The sequence below is a fragment of the Chryseobacterium sp. MIQD13 genome (genome assembly GCF_050496705.1).
Lineage (GTDB): Bacteria > Bacteroidota > Bacteroidia > Flavobacteriales > Weeksellaceae > Chryseobacterium.
Window position 1 is genome coordinate 1,036,929 of sequence record NZ_JBNWAF010000002.1, and the last position, 23,427, is coordinate 1,060,355.

Genomic DNA, 23,427 nt, shown 5'->3' on the forward strand with positions numbered 1-23,427 from the left:
TGTACATTCTATTGTACAATAACGGCCATTCCTAAAGTATATATAAAATAATTAGGAATGGAACTTACAATTAACCACACAACGAAAACATTTGAAGTACTTCCGGATAATCTGGAAGCACTGATGGCTATGGAAGTACCCGGAAAGAAAAAGGGTATAGCAGTAGCACTCAACAACCGTATTATTCCACTGTCCGCCTGGACGGAAACAATCCTCAAAGACAAAGATTCAGTTTTAATCATTACTGCCACTCAGGGCGGATAATTCTCATTTAATAATACAAAAACTTATGGCTCATTCAATCACCTGTTCACCATTTCCGAATGCCAGGAAAATTTATGTTGAAGGAAAAATACATCCTATCAGCGTAGCAATGCGTGAAATTCACCTAAGTCCCACAAAGCTTACTAATGGAACTTTGGAAGATAATCCTCCGGTAACCATTTATGATACTTCCGGTCCTTATACGGATGAGAATGCATCTATTGATATTACGAAAGGGCTTCCAAGAATCAGGGAGCAGTGGATACTGGACAGAAAAGATGTGAATATTCTGGATGGAATTACTTCAGAATACGGAAAAGCCCGCCTCGCAGACCCACGTCTCGATGAACTGCGTTTCGGATACGACCACAAACCGAAAGTAGCAAAGGAAGGCTTGGAGCTTACTCAGCTTTACTACGCAAAACAGGGAATCATTACCCCGGAAATGGAGTATGTGGCGATCAGGGAAAATCAACGGATTGAACAACTGGAAGCCGCTCCCAAAGAAATGGCATTTCAGCATCCGGGAAACAGCTTTGGGGCGAATACTCCTAAAAATAAAATCACCCCCGAATTTGTAAGAGACGAAATTGCTGCCGGAAGAGCAATCATTCCCAATAATATTAATCATCCGGAGAGCGAACCGATGATCATTGGGCGTAATTTTTTGGTTAAAATCAATGCCAATATCGGGAACAGTGCTGTTTCATCCAGTATCGAAGAGGAAGTGGAGAAAGCAGTGTGGGCCTGTAGATGGGGTGCAGATACTATCATGGACCTTTCCACGGGAAAGAATATCCATGAAACAAGAGAATGGATCATCAGAAACAGCCCGGTTCCTATTGGTACCGTTCCTATTTATCAGGCTCTTGAAAAAGTCAAAGGAGTTCCGGAGGATCTTACGTGGGAAGTATTTAAAGATACCTTAATTGAACAGGCAGAGCAGGGAGTATCTTACTTTACTATTCATGCCGGAGTTTTACTGAGATATATTCACCTTACAGCAAAAAGAGTAACAGGAATTGTTTCCAGAGGTGGTTCCATCATGGCAAAATGGTGTCTTTACCATCATAAAGAAAACTTTTTATATACCCATTTTGAAGAGATCTGTGAGATCATGAAGAAGTATGATGTGGCTTTCTCATTGGGAGATGGTCTTCGCCCGGGATCTATTGCAGATGCCAACGATGCCGCTCAGTTTGCAGAACTGGAAACTTTAGGTGAACTGACCAAAATTGCCTGGAAACATAATGTACAGGTCATGATCGAAGGACCGGGCCATGTACCGATGCATATGATCAAGGAAAATATGGATAAGCAGCTGGAAGAATGTCATGAAGCGCCTTTTTATACTTTGGGGCCTTTAACGACGGATATTGCACCGGGATATGATCATATTACCTCAGGAATAGGGGCAGCTATGATTGGATGGTTTGGTTGTGCAATGCTTTGTTATGTAACTCCGAAAGAACATTTAGGCCTTCCCAACAAAGAAGATGTAAAAGTTGGGGTAATCACTTACAAATTGGCTGCCCATGCTGCAGATCTTGCTAAAGGCCATCCCGGAGCACAATACAGAGACAATGCATTAAGTAAAGCCAGATTTGAGTTCAGATGGGAAGACCAGTTCAATCTTTCATTGGACCCCGATACGGCAAGAGCTTATCACGACGAAACGCTTCCTGCTGAAGGGGCTAAAATTGCCCATTTCTGTTCCATGTGCGGTCCGAAATTCTGTTCAATGAAAATTACTCAGGAGATCCGTGATTCTGCGGAAAAAGGAATGCTGGATAAATCTCAGGAATTTATAGAAAAAGGAAAAGAAATTTATATATGATCCTCGTTATCACTCCCGAAACATTAGTTCGGAATGAAATGGAAATCATCAACCAGATGTTTCAGGAAGGTTTGGATCTGCTTCATATCAGAAAACCTATGATAAACCGGGAAGAAATGAAAAATTTCCTGTTTGGTATTCATAAAGAGTTTTATCCTCAATTGGTACTGCACGGATATTATGATTTGGGGAAGGATCATCATATTTCCCGGTTTCATTTCAGAGAAGCTGATAGAAATGTTGGAACTTATAAAGCTTATGCAGAACAAAACATTATTTCGACTTCTGTTCATGATATTGAAACTTATAATGAATTGGAAAAGGAATGGGAATATGCATTTGTCAGCCCGGTTTTTCCCAGTATCTCTAAAAAAGGATATGGGGAAGAATCAACTGTAATGGAGGATATTAAATACAGGAATAATCAGGACGTAAAATTAATTGCACTGGGAGGAATTAATGAAAACAATATCTGTAAAGCATTTGAAAACGGAGCAGATGGAGTAGCGCTTCTGGGTGCAGTTTGGGAAAGTAATCAACCTTTAAATACATTCAAAAAATGCAGACAGAACGCCCTTTCGTTATAAGCATTGCGGGATTTGATCCCTCAGGTGGGGCAGGTATTTTAGCTGATATAAAAACATTTGAACAGCTTACAGTAATGGGACTGGGTATTTGCACAGCGATGACTATTCAGACAGAATCCCAATGTTTAAGCATAGAATGGCGACCCATAGACGAAATATTATCATCTATAAATGTTCTGATGAAAAAGTATCCTGTCCGGGCAGTAAAGATTGGAGTGGTAAAAGATGCTGTATTTCTTGAAAAAATTGTAGAAACTATACGGTCTCATAGTGCTGAAGCAAAGATCATATGGGATCCGGTGCTGAAAAGTACATCAGAGTTTTCTTTTTTTGATCTGGAAACGCTGTTTCTTTTGGAAAATGTTTTAAAAAAAATTGACCTTATTACACCTAATTATAATGAGTATGGTGTTTTATATGATCTTTTAGATCACTCCGGAAACTCTTGTTCCGTGCTGATTAAAGGAGGCCATAGAAATGATAAAACCGGGACAGATATCCTGATCGGGAGCGGAAAAGAAATTGTATTGGAGCCCGGTACAGGTAAACCTGCGGATCATTATCCAAAGCACGGTTCCGGGTGTGTGCTGTCTTCTGCCATTACAGGCTGGATCGCTAAAGGAGAAAGTCTGGAAACAGCGTGCAGTAAAGGAAAAGTATATATAGAAAATTTTTTAAAGAGTAACCCTTCTTTATTGGGTTTTCATTTAGTTTAATCATGGAAAAATTACAATACATATCTCAGGGATTCACCAGGGAGGAACAGGAATTTAATATCCGGAAAGCTTTAGATAATGGTATAAAATGGGTACAGGTCCGTTGGAAAAATGCTGATGAAAGTGAATTTTTTCAGCTTTGTGAAATTTCAAAAAAACTTTGCTCAGAATATCAGTCGGTCTGTATCATTAATGATCATGTGCAGATTGCGAAAGACATTGATGCAGACGGTGTCCATCTGGGCTTAAAAGATGTATCCATTGAAATTGCAAGACACGTTTTAGGTAAAAATAAAATTATAGGAGGAACGGCTAACACTATTTCAGATGTTCTTCAAAGGATTAATGAACCATGTGATTATATAGGTTTGGGACCATTAAGATTTACTTCAACAAAACAGCAGTTAAGCCCTGTCTTAGGCTTTGAAGACTATCAGAATATTGTTGAACATTTAAGAGAAAATTTAATCTCAGTTCCGAAAATATTTGCAATTGGAGGTGTTGTCCTTCAGGATATTGAACTTCTTCAGCAGATCGGAATATATGGTGCTGCAGTTTCAGGAGAAATCACTAACCGTCCTGCTGTTATCAAAGAATTTAAAAAAGCAATGATATGAACAATCAGAAATTAATAATAGCTGACAGAGTATTCGATTCAAGACTCTTCTTAGGAACCGGGAAATTCGGAAACCTGCAGGAAATGGCAAGGTCAGTCATAGCTTCAGGAACAGATATGGTCACTATGGCGTTGAAAAGAATCGATTCCGGCGTCGCAGAAGACGGGTTACTGGATTCATTAAAAGAGACCAGCGTTCATCTTCTTCCCAATACTTCAGGAGCAAGAACTGCAAAAGAAGCTGTACTGGCCGCCCAACTCGCAAGAGAAGCCCTGGAAACCAACTGGGTAAAATTAGAAATCCATCCCGATCCGAAATATCTTCTTCCCGATCCCATTGAAACCCTGTATGCCACGGAAGAACTGGCCAAACTTGGATTTATCGTAATGCCGTATATTCATGCCGATCCGGTTTTGTGCAAACGTCTTGAAGATGCCGGAACAGCTGTCGTAATGCCTTTAGGAGCTCCCATCGGAACCAATAAAGGATTGAGAACACTGGATTTCCTGGAAATCATTATCAGCCAAAGCAATGTTCCTGTTGTTGTAGATGCCGGAATCGGGGCACCTTCAGATGCTGCAAAAGCAATGGAGATGGGAGCAGATGCCGTTCTTGTGAATACAGCAATTGCTGTGGCAAGAAATCCAGTAAATATGGCTTTAGCCTTTAAAGAAGGAGTTGTTGCCGGAAGAAGAGCATTTGAAGCAGGTCTCGGAGCAATAGCAGATCACGCTGAAGCATCAAGTCCTCTGACCTCCTTTTTATTTGAATAATAAAGCAAAAAATAATGAAAAGCTTTAAAGATGTTTTTGAATGCTATCATTGGGATGAAGTAAAAACTAAGCTCGAAAAAGTAACCCATGCTGATGTTCTGCACAGCCTTCATAAGAAGCATAAAACTTTAGACGATTTTTTAAACCTGCTTTCCCCTGTAGCTGCAACAGAACTTGAGCTGATGGCAACAATGACCCGTCAGCTTACCCAGAAACGATTTGGAAAAACCATTCAGCTGTATGCGCCGATGTATCTCAGTAATGAATGCCAGAATATCTGTACCTACTGCGGTTTCAGCCTTGATAATAACGTAAGGCGTAAAACCCTTTCCGATACGGAATTGATGATAGAAGCCTCTGTTCTGAAATCGATGGGAGTCAATCACGTTCTGTTAGTGAGCGGTGAAGCCAATAAAACGGTGGGGATTTCTTACTTTTTGAATGCAGTACAGCTGTTGAAACCCCATTTTGCCAATATTTCAATTGAGGTCCAGCCGTTATCCGAAGAAGAATACCTGCAGCTGCATCATGAAGGCGTTTATTCGGTTTTGGTTTATCAGGAAACCTATCATCAGGAAGTCTATAAAGAATATCATCCCAAAGGAAAAAAATCAAATTTCCATTTCAGGCTGGATACACCGGACAGAATAGGAAGGGCCGGAATTCATAAGATAGGTTTGGGAGTTTTGCTTGGACTGGAAGATTGGCGTGTAGACAGTTTTTTTAACGCTCTTCACATTGATTACCTCCAGAAGCACTACTGGAAAAGCAGATTTTCGGTTTCATTTCCCCGGCTCAGACCTGCGGAAGGGATTATCGAGCCTAATTTTATTATGGAAGATAAAGACCTGCTTCAGTTGATCTGTGCTTATAGAATATGGAATGAGGATCTGGAAGTCTCAATATCTACCAGGGAAAACGAAAAATTCAGAGATCATATCATTTCATTGGGAGCTACAACGATGAGTGCCGCTTCAAAAACAAATCCGGGAGGTTATGCAGTAGACGTTGAGTCCCTGGAACAGTTCGAAACCAGTGACGAACGCAGCATGGAAGAAGTAAAAAGTATCATCAGAAAAGCTGGCTATGATCCTGTAATGAAAGACTGGGATCCTGCATACAGCGGAATTTAAAAAGAATATAACCATTAAGAATATTGAAGCTATTAAGATAATTAAGAAAAATCACGAGATTTTTAGATCTTAAAGCAAAGTTCACCTGAATATCTCTTAATCCCTTAAAAAACCTTAATGGTTCAAAATAATTACTAGATGAGCAAAGATATTTTTACAAGATACAGCCGGCAGATATTTATTGAAGAAATAGGGCTGGAAGGGCAACGGAAAATCATCAGTTCCAAAGTACTTGTCATTGGCGCAGGAGGTTTGGGAAGTCCGGTTATTCAGTATCTCGCAGCGGCTGGGGTTGGAAATCTGGGTGTGGCAGATTTTGATGAGGTAGAGCTTCACAATCTGAACCGGCAGATCATTCACGCTGAAAATACAGTCGGAAATTCCAAGGTTGAAAGTGCTGAATTTTTTGTAAAAAACCTGAATCAGCAGGTAAGATTTACCGGGATTGATAAAAAAATTGAGTATTCCAACGCCGAAGGAATCCTTTCGCAATACGATATTATTGTGGATGGTTCCGATAATTTTACAACAAGGTATTTAATTAATGACACCTGTGTGAAATTAGGAAAACCTTTGGTTTATGGCAGCATATTGGGGTTTTCAGGACAGGTTGCTGTTTTCAATTACAGCGGAAGTAAGAATCTAAGAGATCTCTTTCCGGAGCCTCCTTTCGATGAAAATATGCCGGATTGTGACAGTCTCGGAGTTTTGGGGGCACTTCCCGGCATTGTAGGAAGTATGATGGCTATGAAGGTTTTAAAGATCATCACCGGGCTACCTGTAGAATCTAATAAGCTTACCCTTATTGATACTTTGGATTGGAGGTTCCAGACCATAGATTTTTAAATTATATTGTTTTAAATAAATGAGGCAGTAAAATTACTTTACTGCCTCATTTTATGGTTTTTTAATCCTAAAAATTATTGTCCTTGCTGCATTACACCAGTGTCTTCTTTTTTAGTCTGGTTCAGGATATTCGGATCCTCTTTAGCCAGTTTATTTTTTGTAGGAATTTTATAATTAATAGAAATTCCGAAATTTCTTGTATCATATTTGCTTCTGATCATTACAGACTGTCCTTCAGGCGGATTAGAATAAACCTGCATCACCTGTCCGTTGAAAATATCATTTGCGAAAACAGAAACCGTAAGGCGGTTATTCATAAATTTTTTCGTCAGTGTGATATCCAGGTTATTATTGAACGGTTTGTCTGCAGTAAAGTAGAAATATCCTGCTTTTGGTGTCAGATAGCTGTAGTTGGCCGTCAGTTTGATATCCTTTGGCAAAAGCAGCTGAGTCATGATATTAAAGATCCAGAACCCTTTATTGTTCAAATTGTCAATATCATGTTTCTGATAACCTGCATACAGGTACATGAAATTAATCTTATCAGGATTAAAATTAAACTTCATGATCTCGCTCATCGGCTTACTGAAAATCATAAACGGAATCGGAAGACCTACATTGAAGTTGTGAATTTTCATATTCGAGATATTCACCTGTCTGTTGTAAAGGTTCTTACCGTCTTTCATAATGATCTGTGCCACCTGATCCTTTGCAGAACTTACACTGTATCCAATGAAAGCATAATCAAAAGCGGAAACCTTCAATTCATAGTTGTCGAAAATGGTAGGCTGAAGATCTGGGTTACCCGTTACCTGTGTATTCGGGCTTCCAAATATAACATTGTTCGGATTCAGGGCAGAAATACTCGGCAGAGTGATCTTTTTGTTGTAGTTAGCGGCAATGTATACCTGGTTCATCAGGCTATACTGTACACTGGCATTCGGGAAAAGTTTGAACTTATTGAAAGGTGTTAAATCCCTTTCCAATACAGCATCATCTTTTATGACTCTTGTAATCCCGGAGATATCATAGTTTTCTGCTCTGGCTCCTAAGGTAAAATCAAATTTTTTCAGTTTCGCCTGAAATTCAAGATAAGTGGAAGCCGTTTGTCTCTGATACTCCAGATTGGTAAGGCCTCTGCTTTCCGTATCATAATCCTGTCTCTCATACAAACCTCCCAAACTAACTTTCCCTCCATCCAGAAGCTTTATAGGTTGGGAATAATCAATTTTAAAGTTAGCAATTCTCATATCCGAATTATTGCTCAGCACATTTCCGAGAACATATCTGGGCAGGGGCTCAAACGGCTCCTGGAATGTTTTATCGAGAAATACATTGTCTTGTCCAAACTTTGTATATGCTTTCGTATATCCAAACTGGAAATCCAGCTTTTGAGATTTATCCGCAAAACGTTTCTGATAAGTCGCTACAGCTTCCTGTCTTACACTGTTGGTATGGGCAATATCTGAAGAAGTAAAATCATAATCTCTCAGGTAATAGCCTAAGGGACTGTTATCCGGTGTTCTGTCTCCTATACCGTTACTTAGCGTATAATTGTCATTGTTATTGTGATAAATATCGTAATTCAATAATAATCTGTCCTGTCCCAGATCAAAGGTTACACCTGCCTTTGCGAAATAACCACGCCCTATTCTGTCTGTATTATTATGAAGAAGCACATCCTGATCTCCGTTCAGCATACTTTCACGATAGTTCTGGCCTACGTTCAGCTGCCATCCGAAAAATTTATTTCTGGCATTCAGGTTTAGAGAATTAGTGGTTCTGCTTCTGAATTTATCGTAATTCGTAAACGAGTAATTTCCCGAATACGTTGCCGTTAAATACTTATTGGCATTCTTATTCGTAATGATATTCATGATTGCACCTCCTGAAGTGGCAGGAAATTCTGCTCCGGGCTGGGTAATCACTTCAATTCTGTCCACTGAGTTGGCAGGCATCCCTTCAAGAAAAGAATTCAGTTCGTTCGAAGTAATATTTAAAGGCCGTCCATTCAGATAAACATCCAGGATTTTTCCCTGGTACATCATCCCGGCAATATCTGTAGCTACAAGTCCCGGAAGTTTCTTTATCCCCTCCAGAACATTGCCGTTATTGAGCTGTGGCTGTTCAGAAAAATCAAAAATAGTACGGTCTGCTTTCTGTTCAACGGCTTTTTTAGTTTTGGTAATCACAACACCTTCAATCTGTTTTTCCTTGTCCGGACTGGTATTGGTTTTTTCCTGTGAATAGGCAAAAAAAGACGCAAGCAAAGACAGCGCGAATATAGTTTTTCTCATAATGTTTTTTTACTACTGTTTAGTTAGACGTAAAAAACATTGATTTGTTACGGTGAAATTTGCGAAAAGTTAAATTTTTAGGCAATTATTTTTTTATTTCCGAAATATTTATATCTTTGCCACGTAATTATCAAGAATCTCATAGATGGGATAGCAACCTGCAAAAACAAGCAAGGTGCTGAAATAGATAAGCCGGCATGCCCGGAAAAAATGTTTATTCTCTATTTTTCTTCCCATCTTGAAATTTTTGTTTTAAAAAAATAAAATCAATGTTTAAAGACAAGGGGAAACACATTTCCAATTTAAATTTTCGTTTTTCAGATCATGAAGTATCACTTTGTTATTCTGACCTGTTTTCATGCCATTTCCACATGCGCATGTGTTGTTGTTTCTAGACTTCTTTAAAAAATAATAAAAACATTCTGGCTTTTGATCGTAACCTTAAATAATAGGTTACAGGAATACTATTGCCAAAGACCAACCAAACAATCAGTAATAATAAAATAGAAAATACATGTATACTTTCAACAAAAAAATAATCATAGCATCAGCAACCATTATATCAGCATTTTACTTTGGACAAACGGATTCTGCTTCATCTAAAAAGATTGATGATGTGGTAATTCTTGGATCAAGAGGATCGGGAAGATCTCTTACGGAAACTCCTGTTCCTGTAGATATCATCAATATTTCAAAAATTTTGAGACAAAGTCCGGTTAATAATATAAGCCAGGCGCTCAATTACGTCGTACCTTCATTCTCTTCCACTTCACATACTGTGAATGATGGGACTGACTTTGTAGATCCGGCCCTTCTCAGAGGACTTGGCCCGGATCAGGTTTTAGTCTTACTTAATGGAAAAAGAAGATATCAGTCTTCTCTGATCAATGTTACTTTAACGCCGGGAAGAGGTTCTGTGGGAACTGATCTTAATGCTATTCCTGCCTTTGCACTAGAGAAAATTGAAGTGCTGAGAGACGGGGCTTCTGCACAATATGGTTCTGATGCTATAGCAGGAGTGGTGAACTTAGGCCTTAAAAAAAGGCTTGGACTTTCAGGTCAGGTGTTTTTAGGAGGATATGCTTCGCCTGCAGCAAACAATTTCACTGGCGGAATAGATGGGCAGACTATTTCTGCAGATTTAAATTATGGAGCTAAAATTGGTGACAAAGGTTTTATCAATGTTACAGGATCAGTGCAGTACCGTGACCCGTATTCCAGAGCAGGAGTACGTCAGGGAGATATTTTCAATGCTTATAATGCTATTAATTACAGGGCTTTGCAGAATGGAGTTAATATTGACGGGTTGTATAAAAATATAACCAACACTTCCAATACTCAGCAAATTATCAATACTGTTAAGCAGTATGCTTCACAGGTTGATTACTTTTCACAGGATTTCAAAAACCAGATAGCAGGTGCGAACAGTATAACAGCATTACAAGGCTTATTAGGAAAGGATTTTACGGACCAGGAGCTTAAATACAGAGGCCTGGAAAGAAAAGATTTCAGCCTGAGGGCAGGACAGTCTAAATTACAGTCAGCGCAGCTTTTTTTCAATTCCGAAATTCCTGTAAATGAAGACTGGAAAGTATATTCCTTTGGAGGTTACAGTTACCGTTTGGGAAATGCAGGTGGATTTTTCCGGCTTCCAAACACAGAAAGAAATATCAATGCTGTTACACCCAATGGATATTTACCACAGATTGAAGCAAGTGTAAATGATTATTCCTTAGCCGGAGGAATTAAAGGAAAATGGAACGGCTGGAATGTAGATCTGAGTAATACTTTTGGAAAGAATGCTTTTAATTTTGGTGTTGTCAATACATTTAATGCATCTCTGGGAGACAGCTCTCCAAGAACTTTTGAAGCAGGAGGATCAGAGTTTTTACAAAATACTCTGAATCTGGATTTCTCAAAAAAATATGATGTTTTACATGGCTTAAATGTTGCCTTTGGAGGGGAATACCGGTATGAAAATTATAAAGTAAATGCCGGAAAAGAAAATTCTTACGTTTCTTATGATATATATGGACACGTAGTAACAGCAGCTACTCCTGATAATGAAAAACCAACTGATTTTTTTGGAAATATAAGGCCGGCCGGTTCACAGGTTTTCCCTGGATTTAGCCCTGATAATGCGGTTTCCGGAAGCAGAAACAGTATTGCAGCCTATGCTGATGTTGAAATTGAGCCAACCGACTGGTGGTTAGTGGAAGGAGCTGTACGTTTTGAAAATTATTCAGACTTCGGTTCTACTTTTAACTATAAACTGGCAACAAATGTAAAACTGGCTAAGAATTTTAATTGGAGAGGAGCGGTTTCCACAGGATTCAGGGCACCTTCTCTGGCACAGATTTACTATAGCTCTACGTCTACACTGATTCAGAAAGGGCAGACAACGCAGGTAGGAACTTTCAGAAATAATTCTGAGGCGGCTCAGGCACTGGGAATTCCGAAATTAAAGCAGGAAACCTCACAGTCCTACAGCACAGGCATTACATGGAAGATCCCGTCTTTGAGTTTAGTATTTACAGCAGATGCTTATCTTATAAAGATTAAGGACAGAGTAGTGCTTACAGATTTATTCTACCGTCCTGAAGGAAATTTTGCACCCGGATCAGACCAGGCGGTTCTGCAAGGAGCTTTCGATCTGGCCAGAGCCAGTGCTGCGAATTTCTTTGCCAATGCAGTGGATTCACAAACGAAAGGATTAGATATCACTGTTTCCCAGAACTCAAGAATTTCGGAAGGGATTTCTCTGGAAAATAATCTTGGACTTAACCTTAATCAGACCAGAAGAATTGGAGATATTCATGCTTCACCTAAACTGGTGAGCCAGATCAATAATTATTTCTCCGAACCTAACAGGGTGTATTTTGAAGAAGCCGTGCCGCGTATCAAAGCTACTCTTGCCAACACTTTAAGGCTTGCTGCGCTTACGATTTCCCTTAGAAATTCCTATTTTGGAAAAGTAACAGATGCTGATGTGCTGGATGCCAATTTTGACGGCGTTACCGAAAGCAGGGAACACTTTGTTTTAAATGAACGCTTTGTGACGGACCTTTCCGTAGGATATGATTTCAATAAAAATATTTCGGCGACGATAGGAAGTAATAATATATTCAATATACTGCCTTCCAAAAGTCCCAATATCAGTTCGCTGACTGCCGATAACCAATTTGTATATTCAAGGCAGGTTTCCCAATACGGCATCGGAGGACGTTTCCTTTTTGCAAGAGTGGAATTTAAATTCTAAAGTAAATAAAGACAAATAAAAAACAGAGAATAAAATCTCTGTTTTTATTTTATGAACCCTTTAAACCATTAAGCAGATTTAAGGAATTAAGTATAGTTGAGATTCATCATTCTGATTTCCTGTGTTTTGAGGAAAGTCTCTTAATATTCTTAACAGCTTATTATATCTTAATGGTTTAAAATATTATTGTACCCTGTCTTTTTCCTCGAAATTGATATTCTTCTTACTGATTTTCTTTTTATTGCTTCCAAAGGTATAATTGACGCTTAAACGGAAACTTCTGCCGTCCCAGTAATTATCCATATGCTGGGTATTGTCTTTAAAATAGTAGGTTCCCCGGTATCTTTGTGCGAAAATATTGGTAACTGTTGCATTGATCTGTAGTTTTTTTTCCATAAGGGAAAACTTTAATCCTGAAGTCAGTTCAGGGAAAACATTGAAATAGGAGTTTACATTTTTGTAGGGAAGGCTGTGGCTGTAATTCAGGAATAGGGCAAAGGTTTTATTTTTATTTAAAGTAAATGTATTGTTGACGGAATAGCTGAATGAACTTCCTTTCTGTGTTTCTGCCTCAATATTGAATACAGTTGAATTCTGAAGAGAAGCATTCATAGATATGCTGGTTTCCCAGAATCTGAAAAAAGTATCGGTATAAGAAGCGTTCAATCCCCAGAAATTATTGTTGTAGTAATTCAGATAATTGCTGATCTGCGAAAGACCATCTATATAAGATATCTGGCCGAATGCATTTTTCATCTTCAGATAATAAACACTGGCAGAAAATTTATTGTTGAAAGTATAGGCCAGCTCCCAGTTATTGATATATGCCGGTGTCAGCAAAGGATTTCCGGAAGAATAGGAATATGGATTTTCATACCAGCGGAAAGGGTTCAGGTTGCTCATGCTCGGGCGGTTAATCCTTCTTGAATAAGAAAAGCTGAATACATTTTTATCCTGTTTATACGAAACATACGCAGAAGGAAACCATTGTCCGTAATTATAGCTGTTCCCTGAACCGGTAGAAGGTGTGTAGCTCTCTGCATTGGTGTTTTCATAGCGAAGTCCCGCTTTGGTTTCCCAGTGTTCCCCAAATGATTTTGCATAGCTGATGTAAGCCGCATAATTTTCTTCCTGATATTCAAAAATGTTGGCCTTTAAAAGATCTTCCACATACTGTCCTGCATTCAGGTTGAAATATCTGAGATCCGAACTGTTTTTGAACTGATTAAATTTCACTCCGGTTTCAATGGTACCAAAAGAAAATGGTAGTTCCAGATCTGCCTGCGCGGAAAAGATCTGTGGGGAGATCAAAGAAACGGTTTTCACATCCTGAACAGAATGATCTGAGGATTTCAGCGTAGAAAAATTCACTTCGGTATCAGAATTATTTTTATAGAAATTTCCCGCAATACTTAGCTTTTTACCCAAAGAATCCAGTTTAAGGTCGTAGTAGGCGCTTAAAGTATGTGTCGGAAGCTTCTCACGGTGAAAAGTATTGGTTAACAGATTTTCTTCACCAAGATCTGAAGAAATATTTTTTGTTGTGTTAACGATATCCATCCCGGATTTCTGGCGGGCGTAGATATATTCCATTCCTATCTCGGAATTCTTACTGATTTTATAGGAAAGATTGAGAGTTGGGGTCAGCTCGTTCCACATATCTCTCCGTATCGAATTGCTGTAGTTTTGGGTAGCGCCTATAATATTGTAGTTTTCATCCGTACGTTTTGCAGAATCATAATACATCAGCTTCAGGCTGCTGCTGAATTTTTCAGTCTGATAATTGAGCGAGCCGTTTGAGCTGAAACCTGAATAAGTCCTCTGGATCAGACTGGTATTGATGTTTCCACTGAAACCCAGGTTTGGGTTTTTCTTCAGAATAATATTGATGATCCCGCTGTTTCCCTGCGCTTCATATTTAGAAGGCGGAGTCGTGATTACTTCTATCTTTGAGATGTTTTCCGAGCGGATGGATTTCAGATAATTTAAAAGAGCAGTTCCGGAAAGATTCAGCATTCTGCCGTTGATCATTACACTTACCGTACTTTTTCCGGCAATGGAGATAGAACCCATATTTTCATCAACCTTCAGCATCGGAACATTGGCCAATGTTTCCGATGCATCCATACCTTGTGATGCTACTGATGCCTCTACATTAAAAATAAGGCGGTCGGTCTTTCTTTCCAAAAGCTTTTTCTTGACCAAAAGATTGATCTGTTCCACATTTTGGATACTGTCTTTCTGTATTTGAGCTGAAGCGGCTGTAGAAAAAAGACCAAGAATTAGAATATATTTTAGTTTCATAGTTAAAAATCCTGGCTCAAAGGTATTTTCAAACTTATTTTTGTGAAACATCATTTAGATTTCACCTCGCATTATTCCGTCCAAAATATTTTCATCGGAAAAAAAGAGGGTTTCATCGGAAATATCTAGGAATCTGAGTGATTGAAGCCTTACATTTGAACATGAAGCAAAAGCAAATCTTTCTCCTGCATCTTTTTTACTGGCTGCTGATTATTTTCAACGGCATCATTGCAGTATCGGTTTACAGTACCAAAGGGATTGGTATTCTTGATGTTACTATCTTTCTTGCTAATTTTCTGGGGTTTTATGTGAATTATTTTTTCGTGGTTCCGAGATTTTTCGATCCGAAAAGATTCTACCTCATGATTATCGGTTTTTTTGTGGGAGTATTTATTTTTGTTATTTTCAGGTACTCCATAGAAGAAATACTATTGCCCTCGCTTACAGGCTACAGGAATTATGCGGAAGGAACTACTTTCCTGTATTATTTTTACGACAATATTTATTATTCAAGCTTAACGGTTTTTGTGAGTACAAATCTCTGGTTTTTTAAATATTATTCTAAAATTGAAGCAGAACGTACAAGGCTTATTGAAGAACGAAAACATGCCCAGCTTCAGGCTCTGAAAACCCAGATTAATCCACATTTTATTTTCAATTCTTTAAATAATATTTATTCTCTGGTTTATCAGAATTCGGACCAGTCTTTGTCTGCTATTGAAAAGCTCAGCGAACTGTTGAGGTACAGCACAAAAGACCTTGAAAAAGATGTTATCAGCCTTGATAAAGAAATTGGTTATATCGAAAGCCTGATCGGCCTTGAAAAACTCCGGATCAGAAATCCTGAACTGCTTGTCTTTGAAAAAAACATTTCCAATCCTAAACTTAATATTTCTCCTATGCTTTTGGTCCCTTTTGTAGAAAATGCTTTCAAGCATGGTGATTTCAGGGATAAGGGATTTGTTCTGAAAATCTCAGACGAAAATAAAATGCTTCATTTTTATCTCCATAATTTTAAAAATCAGAGAATGAAAGACTCGGCTTCAGGAATAGGAATTGAAAACGTCAAAAAAAGACTGGACATTTTATATCCTAAAAAACATGAACTGAACATACAGGACCTGGAATCTGAATTTATCGTAGATTTAAGAATAAGTTTCCCTTATGAAAACAATTAAATGCATTATTGTTGATGATGAGCCTCTGGCAATATCCCTTCTGGAAAACTATGTCAGAAAGATTCCTTTTATGGAACTGGTTTTTTCTGCGGAAAATCCTATTCTCGCTTTAGAATATATCCGGAACAATGAGGCAGACCTGATCTTCCTTGATATTCAGATGCCTGAACTTACAGGAATCAATTTTATGAAGATCGTTGGAGAAAAGAAAAAGTATATTTTGACGACGGCATATTCAGAATACGCGCTGGAAGGGTATGAGCATAATATCATTGATTATCTTCTGAAGCCCGTTTCTTTTGAACGGTTCTATAAAAGTGCGGTAAAGGCCCAGGAACGTTTTTCTTCTTCTGAAAGTGGAGAGTCCTACTTTTTCGTAAAATCTTCTGGTCAGCAGCACCGTATTAATTTCATTGATATACTTTACATTGAAAGTATCAAAGATTATGTGAACATCAGGACTTCTCATGAAGAATATATTGTGCTGGATACCCTTAAGTCTCTGGAGAATCAGCTTTCCGACAGATTTGTCCGGGTTCATAAATCATTCATCATTAATCTGGACAAAACTAAAAATATCGGCATAAAGAGAATTGTTTTGGTTTCGGAGCAGGAAATTCCGATCGGGGAAAGCTATCGTAGCAACCTTCTGAATAAGATAAAATAAAAAGCGGCTTCCGCAGGAAGCCGCTTTTTCTATGATTAATTAATCTAACAATTAATTCTGTTGTTTTTTAATCAGGTTAAGAGCAGAACCTGCTTTAAACCAATCAATCTGCTGATCATTGTACGTATGGTTAGCCATGATAATATCTTTGGTTCCATCGGCATGAACGAACTCTAAAGTCAGCTGTTTTCCTGGAGCAAACTGGTCAAGATCTAAGAAATTAACTGTATCGTCTTCCTGGATTTTGTCATAATCTGCTTCATTGGCAAAAGTGATTCCTAACATTCCTTGTTTTTTAAGGTTTGTTTCGTGAATTCTCGCAAATGATTTTACCAGTACAGCTTTTACTCCAAGGTGTCTTGGTTCCATAGCAGCATGTTCTCTTGAAGAACCTTCACCATAGTTCTGGTCTCCAACAACAATAGTAGGAACTCCTGCAGCTTTGTAAGCTCTCTGTACAGCCGGAACTTCACCATATTCACCAGTTAATTCATTTTTAACGTGGTTAGTTTCCATGTTGTAAGCATTGACTGCACCAATCAACATATTGTTTGAAATATTGTCAAGATGACCTCTGTATTTCAGCCATGGTCCAGCCATAGAAATGTGGTCAGTAGTACATTTTCCGAAAGCTTTGATCAATACCTTAGCTCCTTCGATGTTTTTACCGTCCCAGGCCGGGAATTCTTCTAATAGCTGAAGTCTGTCTGAATTAGGGTTTACGTTTACAACAACGCTTGAACCGTCCTCAGATGGAGCCTGATATCCGTTATCATCAACAGCGAATCCTTTGGATGGTAATTCAGAACCTTTAGGCTCATCCAGTTTCACTTGCTCTCCGTTTTCAGCAGTTAAAGTATCTGTAATAGGGTTAAAGTCCAATCTTCCTGAGATTGCAACGGCAGCTACCATTTCAGGTGAGGCTACAAATGCATGGGTATTCGGATTACCGTCAGCTCTTTTGGCAAAGTTTCTGTTGAAAGAATGGATGATAGAGTTTTTCTCTCCTTTATCAGCTCCTTCTCTGTCCCATTGTCCGATACAAGGTCCGCAGGCATTGGTAAAGATTCTTGCATTTTCAAATTTTCTGAATGAATTCAGGAACCCGTCTCTTTCTGCTGTGAATTTCACCTGCTCGGAACCCGGGTTGATCCCTAAAATCGCCTTTGGTTTAACTCCTTTTGCTACTGCATCTTCAACGATAGAAGCTGCTCTTGATAAATCTTCATAGGAAGAGTTGGTACAAGAACCGATAAGAGCCCATTCCACTTCTATTGGCCATCCGTTAGCTTCAGCTTTTGCTCTGAATTCTGCGACCGGTGTCGCTAAATCCGGAGTGAAAGGTCCGTTAAGGTGTGGCGTAAGCTCTGAAAGGTTGATCTCGATCAGTTGATCAAAATATTGCTCAGGGTTTGCATATACTTCAGCATCACCCGTTAAATGTTCTGCAATTTTATCAGCAGCATCTACTACATCCTGTCTTCCTGTTGCTGTTAAATATCTTCTCATGGAATCATCATATCCGAAAGTAGAAGTAGTAGCTCCGATTTCAGCACCCATGTTACAGATGGTTCCTTTACCTGTTGCTGAAAGAGATTCTGCCCCTTCTCCGAAATATTCCACGATGCATCCTGTTCCTCCTTTTACAGTAAGGATTCCAGCCACTTTAAGGATAACGTCTTTTGCAGACGTCCATCCGCTCATTTTACCGGTTAGTTTTACTCCGATCAGTTTAGGCATTTTAAGTTCCCAGGCCATTCCGGCCATTACATCTACTGCATCAGCACCACCTACACCGATAGCCACCATTCCTAAACCTCCTGCATTTACCGTATGAGAGTCAGTACCAATCATCATCCCTCCGGGGAATGCATAGTTTTCCAATACAACCTGATGGATAATACCTGCTCCCGGTTTCCAGAAACCTATTCCATATTTATCACAAACAGAGCTCAGAAAGTTGAAAACCTCTGAGTTTTTGTTGATACCTTCCTGTAAATCCGATTCAGCACCTACTCTTGCCTGGATCAGGTGATCGGCATGAGCAGTTGAAGGAACAGCAACTTTAGCTTTTCCAGCCTGCATAAATTGTAAAAGCGCCATCTGTGCAGTTGCATCCTGCATTGCCACTCTGTCCGGTGCGAAATCTACATAAGAGTTTCCTCTTTCATATGCCTTTGTGGCATTTCCTTCCCAAAGGTGGGTATAAAGGATTTTTTCTGAAAGTGTAAGCGGTTTTCCCACAATTTGTCTTGCCGCAGCAATCCTTTCCGGGTAACGCTCGTACACTTTTTTGATCATATCAATATCAAAAGTCATATCTTAATTTAATTTTTCTTCTTTTTAATATCCTTTTCCGTTATTGATTTAATTGTATAAAAACGGAAAATATTCTTTTGTTACTACAATTCATCAAATTCTGTTCCTTCGACCTATAAAAAGGATAATTCTAATCAATAGTCAGGATATTTTATGTCTATCAAGTTAAGAAAAAATGAAATTTCTTTTCTCTGTTTTATTTAAAATAATTCTTAACTGCCCTTAAATGGAAAGATTCTAAACAAAAAATTGAAAGATTTTAAACCCCGCAGGATCAAAATCTTTCAATTCTATAATTTTTTAAAACAGTCCTAGGACTTACTGTCAAACCCTATATTAATGACCAACCTGAACCAATTCCTTGATAGGAGGAGCAAATTTAGTCAGATCAATACCTTCAACTGCTGCTTTATATTCATCTATATTAGGAATTCTTCCGATAATAGCAGATAAAACAACAACCGGAGTTGAGGCCAATAAGGATTCTCCTTTTTTACGTTCGGAATCTTCTACAACTCTTCCCTGGAAAAGACGGGTAGAAGTAGCCAATACTGTATCTCCTTTAGCAGCTTTTTCCTGGTTACCCATACAAAGATTACAGCCAGGACGCTCAAGATACATTACATTTTTGTATTCAACACGAGCTTCACCTTTAGGAGCATTATCATCAAATTCAAAGGCTGAATATTTTTCAAGCAATTCCCAGTCTCCTTCTGCTTTTAATTCATCAATGATATTATAAGTTGGTGCTGCTACTACAAGTGGAGCACTGAACTCTACTTTACCATGTTGTTTTTCAAGGTTTCTAAGCATTTGAGAAACAATCTTAAGATCCCCTTTGTGAACCATACAAGATCCTACGAAACCAAGGTCTACTTTTTTCTCACCTCCATAATAAGAAAGATCTCTGATGGTATCGTGAGTGTATCTCTTAGACACATCATCGTTGTTTACATCAGGGTCAGCAATCATTGGTTCAACGATTACATCAAGATCTACAACTACTTCAGCATAATATTTGGCATTTGCATCCGGAGTCAAGGCTGGTTTTTCTCCAGATCTGATCTCGGCAATTCTCTTATTTGCTTTATCAATTAATCCTTGAAGAACTTTATTGTGGTTATCCATACCCTTATCGATCATGATCTGGATTCTTCCTTTTGCAATTTCCAGTGATTCGATCAAGGTATTGTCTTCAGAAATATTGATAGAAGCTTTTGCCTTCATTTCTGCAGTCCAGTCTGTAAATGTAAATGCCTGATCAGCAGGAAGTGTTCCGATATGAACCTCAATGATTCTTCCCTGGAATACATTTTCTCCGCCAAACTGCTTCAGCATCTGAGCCTGAGTTGCATGAACCACATCACGGAAATCCATGTGTTCCTTCATGTCACCTTTAAATGTCACTTTTACAGATTCAGGAATTGGCATAGATGCTTCACCTGTAGCCAATGCAAGAGCAACAGTTCCTGAGTCAGCTCCGAAAGCAACCCCTTTAGACATTCTCGTGTGAGAGTCACCACCAATGATGATAGCCCATTCGTCTATAGTTATATCGTTAAGAACTTTGTGAATAACGTCTGTCATAGCATGATATTCACCTTTCGGGTCACGGGCTGTGATCAAACCGAAATCGTTCATAAATTTCATTAGTTTCGGAATATTAGCCTGAGCTTTTTTATCCCATACTGAAGCTGTATGACAGCCTGACTGATAAGCACCGTCAACAATTGGAGAAATCACAGTTGCCGCCATAGATTCAAGTTCCTGTGAAGTCATAAGACCTGTTGTATCCTGAGAACCTACAATATTAACCTGTACACGGACGTCTGAACCTGCGTGTAATACTTTGCCTGGCGTTGTTCCAACTGCATTTCTGTTGAAGATTTTTTCTACTGCGGTAAGACCTTGCCCTTCATGAGAAATTTCTTTTGACGGAGCAAAAACAACAGGAGTTTCTATGCCTAAAAGTTTTGCAGCAAATGTCTGTAATTTCTTACCGAATACAATCGCATATGATCCGCCAGCTTTGATGAATTCCATCTTCTGAGGAGTGAATGCCTTAGAAATGTCAATCAGTTCCTGGTCGCCGTTATAAAGTTTTTTTGTTTTAGTGTTGATGGTAAGAACAGTTCCTGTAGCCACAGAATAAGCTTCTTCCAGAACAATGTCGCCATTTTCATTACGAAGAGGATTTCCATTCTCATCAAGTTTTTTCACCCAGTTTTTTAGGTCAAGACCAATACCTCCGGTAACGTCTACGGTGGTAAGGAAAATTGGAGAAATACCGTTTGTTCCCCCAACAATCGGAGCGATATTTACGAATGGAATATACGGGCTTGCCTGTTTACCGGTCCAAAGAGCAACATTATTTACTCCTGACATTCTTGATGAACCTACACCCATTGTTCCCTTCTCAGCAATCAGCATTACACTTTTGTCAGGATGTTGTGCCTGAAGTGCTCTGATTTCCTCCTGTGCCTGAGGAGTAATCATGCATTGACCATGAAGTTCGCGGTCTGATCTCGAGTGAGCCTGATTACCCGGAGAAAGTAAATCTGTTGAAATATCACCTTCACCAGCGATGAATGTAACCACTTTAATTTCTTCAGCAACTTCTGGTAGTTTAGTGAAGAACTCTGCTTTTGCATAGCTTTCAATAATTTCTTTTGCGATTTCGTTACCGCTATTGAATGCTTCCTTCAGACGGTTAGTATCCGCTTCATAAAGGAAAACCTGTGTCTTAAGAACGTTTGCTGCTTCTTTGGCAATAGAAATGTTGTTGCCCAAAGCAAGATCAAGCAATACCTGAATTGAAGGGCCTCCTTTCATATGAGATAACAACTCAAAAGCGAAAGCAGGAGATATTTCTTCCACTACAGATTCACCAAGAATGATTTCTTTTAAAAATTGAGCTTTTACACCTGCTGCACTTGTGGTTCCAGGCAGAGTGTTATAAATGAAAAATCTAAGAGAATCTGATCGGTCTGCATTACCTGAATCTTTAATTTGTGCAATAATTTCACTTAACAATTCAGCGCTGTCAATAGGCTTTGGATGAAGCCCGTGGCTTTTTCTTTCTTCAATCTCTTTGATGTAATCCTGATAAATATTCATAATGGAAGTCTTTCAATATTAAAGGTAGATTAATAAAATAATCTAATATTGGCACTTATTCTTAACCGGTCTGTATAATACAGTTCATAACATTTTGATTTCTCGTATTTTGATACGCCATATGAACCGGAGAAAAAGTCAGTATAATCTACACTTTTTTTTAAGTTTTAAAATTATCAAACAATTCAAAATGTTCCCAAAATTACGAAATTTTACTATTTTATAAGAATTAAATTATTTAGATTCTTTATAAATATGAATTTGATAATTTCTATTTTTGGCCGTAATTTTGCAGGCAAATGATGAATATGAAAAATATCCTGAAATTTTTGTGCGTATTTATTTCGGTTTTCGCTTTTTCACAGACGAAATCCCTGAAGAAACCGCCCATTAAAAATATATCGAAAACTGTAGTAAAGAAAGCGCCTGCAGAGGCTAAGCCGAATCCGGATCTTGTTGTAATTCACCAGGAGCTTCCTGTTCTGATTCCGAAAAAAGAAGATGGAAAATTTGGTTATGTCAATCAAAAAGGTAAGTTTATTATCAAACCTGAATATCATATTGCAGTCTTTTTTTACGAAGATTGTAATCTTTTGAATTCCCCTAATGAAAAAGTGAGAAAATTTGGAACGGATAAATATGCTACCGTAGAAAAAGATATGATCTCTTACCGTGTGGATAAAACAGGAAAAAGAGTGTATCAGTTCAAAGATTCAGATCTTGGGAAATGTAAGCTGGAAAATTATACACAGCAGATTTATCAGGCTTATACTATGAATGGTTTTTACGGGGTTATCGAAAAATCCAAATTTGAAAATGCTGCAGACTACAGACAGTATCAGATTTATCCGCAATATGAATATCTGTACATCATGGAAGGTGATGACGTTACAAATCCAATGATCGTAGCTTCCCATAACGATATGTTTGGTGTAATTGATGTGAATAATAAAGTAATTGTTCCTTTTGAATATTCCAATATAAAAAGAAATTTCAGCTGGAAACTGGGAAGAATGTTTGAAGTCACAAAAGATGGTAAAAACTACTATTATATTGATGCAAGAAACAAGACTTATTAATGGGAATAAACTAAATCTAGGGTTCGGTTTTCTTTTTTGAGTTTTTGCAGAAACCCAGTCTAACAGTTAACGGAGTTGACAATATCTTTGTTTTCTTCAAAATAAATCTTTGCGTTAAAATTCTCTCACAGATTGGGCAGATAACGAAGATCTTTTTGGTTTGATAAGTATTTTATACTATTAATTCGACAAATTAAACCCGGAAGGATTAAAATTTTGAATATGCTTTGGCTGTTGTTTACTAATCCTACAATTCATTATCCAGGAAATTTGTACCCTGTACCTCGAAAACTACCATCTCATATTTTTTTTGTAATTTCGCGGCTGAAATAAAGGGGTGCTTTAACAGGCTGAGATTATACCCAATGAACCTGGAACGGATAATGCCGTTTAGGGAATTTTGAAAATGTATCAAATTTCATTGCTAGATTATT

The 23,427-nt window shown here is 38.3% G+C and carries 16 protein-coding genes and 1 riboswitch; of the genes, 12 read left to right on the forward strand and 4 right to left on the reverse strand.

The window, feature by feature from the left end; genetic code table 11:
• The first annotated feature begins 57 nt into the window (after positions 1–57).
• From thiS to ACQWU4_RS11770, 8 genes are all read left to right on the forward strand, one after another.
• A complete protein-coding gene (thiS, locus tag ACQWU4_RS11735; protein WP_429935942.1) occupies positions 58–264 on the forward strand; it encodes a sulfur carrier protein ThiS in 207 nt (68 codons plus the stop codon).
• Between the two features lie 25 nt (positions 265–289).
• Positions 290–2,101 (forward strand): phosphomethylpyrimidine synthase ThiC, encoded by a 1,812-nt coding sequence (gene thiC, locus ACQWU4_RS11740; RefSeq protein WP_429935943.1) that lies wholly within the window; start codon positions 290–292, stop codon positions 2,099–2,101.
• Positions 2,098–2,688, forward strand: a complete 591-nt coding sequence (locus ACQWU4_RS11745) for a thiamine phosphate synthase (RefSeq protein WP_429935944.1) — start codon at positions 2,098–2,100, stop codon at positions 2,686–2,688. Before thiC ends, ACQWU4_RS11745 begins: the two co-directional genes overlap by 4 nt.
• Positions 2,661–3,404 carry a hydroxymethylpyrimidine/phosphomethylpyrimidine kinase gene (locus ACQWU4_RS11750; RefSeq protein ID WP_429935945.1) on the forward strand — a complete coding sequence of 248 codons (744 nt, stop codon included), beginning with the start codon at positions 2,661–2,663 and terminating at the stop codon, positions 3,402–3,404. The genes ACQWU4_RS11745 and ACQWU4_RS11750 overlap by 28 nt, the downstream gene beginning before the upstream one ends.
• Positions 3,405–3,406: 2 nt before the next feature.
• Positions 3,407–4,021, forward strand: coding sequence for a thiamine phosphate synthase (locus tag ACQWU4_RS11755; RefSeq protein ID WP_429935946.1), 615 nt, complete (start codon positions 3,407–3,409; stop codon positions 4,019–4,021).
• Complete coding sequence (locus ACQWU4_RS11760) at positions 4,018–4,794, forward strand: thiazole synthase (protein WP_429935947.1); 777 nt, start codon at positions 4,018–4,020, stop codon at positions 4,792–4,794. The genes ACQWU4_RS11755 and ACQWU4_RS11760 overlap by 4 nt, the downstream gene beginning before the upstream one ends.
• A 14-nt stretch (positions 4,795–4,808) precedes the next feature.
• On the forward strand, positions 4,809–5,927 hold the full coding sequence (gene thiH, locus ACQWU4_RS11765; protein ID WP_429935948.1) for a 2-iminoacetate synthase ThiH: 1,119 nt from the start codon (positions 4,809–4,811) through the stop codon (positions 5,925–5,927).
• 138 nt (positions 5,928–6,065) lie between these two features.
• A complete protein-coding gene (locus ACQWU4_RS11770) occupies positions 6,066–6,773 on the forward strand; it encodes a HesA/MoeB/ThiF family protein (RefSeq protein WP_429935949.1) in 708 nt (235 codons plus the stop codon).
• Positions 6,774–6,847: 74 nt separating this feature from the next.
• Here ACQWU4_RS11770 and ACQWU4_RS11775 read toward each other — a convergent pair whose 3' ends face one another.
• The gene (locus ACQWU4_RS11775; RefSeq protein WP_429935950.1) at positions 6,848–9,070 is read right to left on the reverse strand and encodes an outer membrane beta-barrel protein; all 2,223 of its coding nucleotides are present in this window, start codon (positions 9,068–9,070) and stop codon (positions 6,848–6,850) included.
• Positions 9,071–9,192: 122 nt separating this feature from the next.
• Positions 9,193–9,291, forward strand: a riboswitch (SAM-I-IV-variant riboswitch).
• Between the two features lie 293 nt (positions 9,292–9,584).
• Here ACQWU4_RS11775 and ACQWU4_RS11780 point away from each other — a divergent pair.
• Positions 9,585–12,329 carry a TonB-dependent receptor plug domain-containing protein gene (locus tag ACQWU4_RS11780; protein WP_429935951.1) on the forward strand — a complete coding sequence of 915 codons (2,745 nt, stop codon included), beginning with the start codon at positions 9,585–9,587 and terminating at the stop codon, positions 12,327–12,329.
• Between the two features lie 183 nt (positions 12,330–12,512).
• On the opposite strand, the gene ACQWU4_RS11785 is transcribed toward ACQWU4_RS11780, so the two are convergent.
• The gene (locus ACQWU4_RS11785) at positions 12,513–14,633 is read right to left on the reverse strand and encodes a TonB-dependent receptor domain-containing protein (RefSeq protein WP_429935952.1); all 2,121 of its coding nucleotides are present in this window, start codon (positions 14,631–14,633) and stop codon (positions 12,513–12,515) included.
• A 161-nt stretch (positions 14,634–14,794) separates the two neighbouring features.
• On the opposite strand from ACQWU4_RS11785, the gene ACQWU4_RS11790 reads away from it, so the two are divergent.
• Together ACQWU4_RS11790 and ACQWU4_RS11795 are read left to right on the forward strand one after the other, a co-directional pair.
• Positions 14,795–15,811, forward strand: a complete 1,017-nt coding sequence (locus ACQWU4_RS11790) for a sensor histidine kinase (protein ID WP_429935953.1) — start codon at positions 14,795–14,797, stop codon at positions 15,809–15,811.
• Entirely contained in the window at positions 15,798–16,478 is a 681-nt protein-coding gene (locus ACQWU4_RS11795; RefSeq protein ID WP_429935954.1) for a LytR/AlgR family response regulator transcription factor, read from the forward strand. The genes ACQWU4_RS11790 and ACQWU4_RS11795 overlap by 14 nt, the downstream gene beginning before the upstream one ends.
• A 51-nt stretch (positions 16,479–16,529) precedes the next feature.
• On the opposite strand, the gene ACQWU4_RS11800 is transcribed toward ACQWU4_RS11795, so the two are convergent.
• Positions 16,530–18,797: an aconitate hydratase gene (locus ACQWU4_RS11800; protein ID WP_429935955.1), complete on the reverse strand. Its 2,268-nt coding sequence runs from the start codon at positions 18,795–18,797 to the stop codon at positions 16,530–16,532.
• Positions 18,798–19,133: 336 nt separating this feature from the next.
• On the reverse strand, positions 19,134–21,914 hold the full coding sequence (locus ACQWU4_RS11805) for a bifunctional aconitate hydratase 2/2-methylisocitrate dehydratase (protein ID WP_429935956.1): 2,781 nt from the start codon (positions 21,912–21,914) through the stop codon (positions 19,134–19,136).
• 308 nt (positions 21,915–22,222) lie between these two features.
• Between ACQWU4_RS11805 and ACQWU4_RS11810 the strand changes: the two genes are divergently transcribed.
• Complete coding sequence (locus ACQWU4_RS11810) at positions 22,223–22,993, forward strand: WG repeat-containing protein (protein WP_429935957.1); 771 nt, start codon at positions 22,223–22,225, stop codon at positions 22,991–22,993.
• Positions 22,994–23,427 lie beyond the last annotated feature (434 nt).